The sequence below is a fragment of the Polaromonas sp. genome (assembly GCF_041689105.1).
Classification (GTDB): domain Bacteria; phylum Pseudomonadota; class Gammaproteobacteria; order Burkholderiales; family Burkholderiaceae_C; genus Polaromonas.
Map to the genome: position 1 here is coordinate 1 of NZ_JBDNGU010000223.1, position 2,866 is coordinate 2,866.

Below are 2,866 nucleotides of genomic sequence, written 5' to 3' on the forward strand. Positions count from 1 at the left end.
CGCCGGGCCTACATCGTGTACGGCGATCCGCGCTACGCGCACATCAGCCGCGTACTGAGGCGTTTTGACTACCCCCAACGCAGCAAACGCGAGCGTGGCGTGGTGCTGGCCTACCTGCGCCACACCAGCGGCTACAGCCGCCCCCAGATCACCCGCCTGGTGGCACGCTGGGAAGGTAACCGCATGTCCGCGATCCCCCTGAGCAAACGCTACCGCGCTCCAGCTGCGCCATTCCCCCGCAAGTACACCCAAACCGATGTCCAGTTGCTGGTAGAGATGGACCGCGCCAATGAGGACGTCTGCGGTCCGGCCGTTGTGCATCTGTTGCGCCGCGCCTGGCGCGTGTATGGCGATCCCCGCTATGAGCGCCTGGCAGGTCTGTCGGTATCGCACCTGTACAACCTGCGCAAAAGCACCGGCTACCAAGCCCGGCGCACCCACTTCACCAAGACGCGTCCCGTATGCAACCCCATTGGCGTGCGCAAGGCACCACGGCCCCATGGACGTGCGGGCTGGGTACGCATTGACTCCGTTCACCAAGGCGACCTCGATGGCGTCAAGGGGGTCTATCACATCACCTGCGTCGATGCGTCAAGCCAGTGGCAGGTTCAGGCCTGCGTAGAGGGCATCAGCGAGGCATTCCTGCTGCCGGTGCTGGAATTGGTGATGGCACAGTTCCCGTTTGTGATTGAAGGATTTCACTCGGACAACGGCTCGGAGTACATCAATCACCAGGTGGCCAAGATGCTGGACAAGCTGCGCATCGAGCAGACCAAATCCCGCTCGCGCCAGAGCAACGATAACGCCCTGGCCGAAAGCAAAAATGCCAGCGTGGTGCGCAAGCACATGGGCTACAGCCATATTCCCCAGAAGTACGCCAAGCCCATTAATGCGTTCTACGAGGGGGTGTTCAACTCGTGGCTCAATTTGCATCGCCCCTGCCTGTTCGCCACCGAGGTCGTGAGCGTGAAGGGCAAGATCATCAAGCGTTACAAGCACAAGGATGTGAAGACGCCGCTGGAGTGTTTGGTGCTGCTCAATGAGAAGGGATTGGTCAAATTCAAAGTGGGCATCACGCTTGAAGATTTACTGGCTCAGGCCAGCGATAAAACCGACCTCCAAGCGGCCCGGGAGATGCAACAAGCCAAGGCTGATTTGTTTGCTTTGTTCAACAAGCCCAAACGCAAACAGCAGGCCTGAAGCCACTCAAATCAAGGCGGAGTCGTGCGTAAAAAAACCATGCGCGCCGGGGGGCCTCCGGCGGCCTGGCAGGGGCCTGAAAGGAAGAAAATCAGAAGACAAAAACCGGCCCCTTTAAACTTCAACTTTCAACCCGGTCAAACCGAACAGCAGAAGTCATCGACTCAAGCCCCTTTCAGGCTCATACCTGGATTGGAAAATACTGGCCCAAAGTATTTACCAGCAAAACCCCATTGACGTTGGCATGCGCGACCCCTACACTAATTCACCACTTGGATACATCCGTGGCACGACATCCAGATGACACGCCCTTCGTGGTGGCCCGCCGAGGGCGTCTCGGTGCGAACAAGGAGTCCCGCCATGGCGTTGAATATTGCCGACCTCGCTCACTACCGACACGCAGGCCACATCACCGTGTCCGGTGTCTTCGACGCAGCGCAAACGAGCGCTGTCGTCGCGGACATCGAAAAGTGGGGAGAAGAGTTCCTGGCCGACCTGCCCACTGCCGAGCGCGTCTGGTATGTCGATGGCGGGGTGAAGGCGCGTACAGTGCTGCGCAAGCTGGACAACCCGCACCACCATCGCGAATCGGTGCGTCAACTAGCGTCGACCCCGTCGTTGGTCGAAATCGTCGAATCGCTCGTCGGGGCCGGCGTGTCGGTCTTCTTCAGCCAGATCTTCTTCAAGCCGCCGGAAGGTGGCGGCCCGAAGCCGGCGCATCAGGACAACTTCTACTTCGGACCGAACGACCTCGAAGGCGTGGTCACGGCCTGGATCGCGCTCGACGACGCGACACTCGAAAACGGCTGCCTGTATTTCGGCGAAGGCACGAACCGCGGTCCGGTGTACGCGCACGAGGCCCCCGCCGACGAGCCCTACAACCTGCAGTTGCCGCCTGCCCTGATGGCACGCCAGCCGATGCTGCCGGCACCCGTGATGCGTGGGGGCGTGTCGTTCCATCACGGCAACACCTTCCACCAGTCAGGACCCAATCTGTCCACGCACTGGCGTCGCGCCTGTGCGCTGCACTACGTGAACTCGCACACGCTCTTCGAACATCCGGCGCTGCCCTATGACGAGCGGCTGAAGCTGCGCATCAGCTGACACGACCACCTTTCAACGACCACAATCGATCATGACCACACTACGACTTGGAATCATCATGCACGGCGTTACCGGACGCATGGGCATGAACCAGCATCTGATCCGCTCCATCATCGCGATCCGCAAACAAGGTGGTGTCACGCTGTCGAATGGTGACAAGGTCATGCCGGATCCCATCCTCATCGGCCGCAATGCCGAAAAGATAGAGGCACTGGCCAAGACCCACGGCATCACGCGCTGGGGCACCGACCTCGACGAGGCACTGAAGAACCAGGACGACAGCATCTTCTTCGACGCCGGCACCACGCAGATGCGCCCGACCCTGCTGGCCAAGGCGATCCGCGCCGGCAAACATGTGTATTGCGAAAAGCCGATTGCCACCAACCTCAACGAAGCGGTTGAAATAGCGCGCCTGGCGCAAAGTTCAGGCCTGAAGCACGGCGCGGTGCAGGACAAACTCTTTCTGCCCGGCCTGCGCAAGCTCGACATGCTGCGCCGCGCCGGTTTCTTCGGCAAGATGATCTCCGTGCGGCTGGAGTTTGGCTACTGGGTATTTGAAGGC

3 protein-coding genes are annotated in these 2,866 nt (G+C 60.3%); all 3 read left to right on the plus strand.

All coding sequences use genetic code 11. From position 1 onward, the window contains the following. Positions 1–1,200, plus strand: a 1,200-nt coding sequence (locus ACESMT_RS21050) for an integrase (protein ID WP_372828539.1), incomplete at its 5' end; no start/stop codon positions are given. Positions 1,201–1,560: 360 nt separating this feature from the next. Next, on the plus strand, positions 1,561–2,304 hold the full coding sequence (locus tag ACESMT_RS21055) for a phytanoyl-CoA dioxygenase family protein (protein ID WP_372828540.1): 744 nt from the start codon (positions 1,561–1,563) through the stop codon (positions 2,302–2,304). 31 nt (positions 2,305–2,335) lie between these two features. Then, a partial coding sequence (locus ACESMT_RS21060) for a Gfo/Idh/MocA family protein (protein WP_372828541.1) occupies positions 2,336–2,866 on the plus strand: 531 nt, incomplete at its 3' end.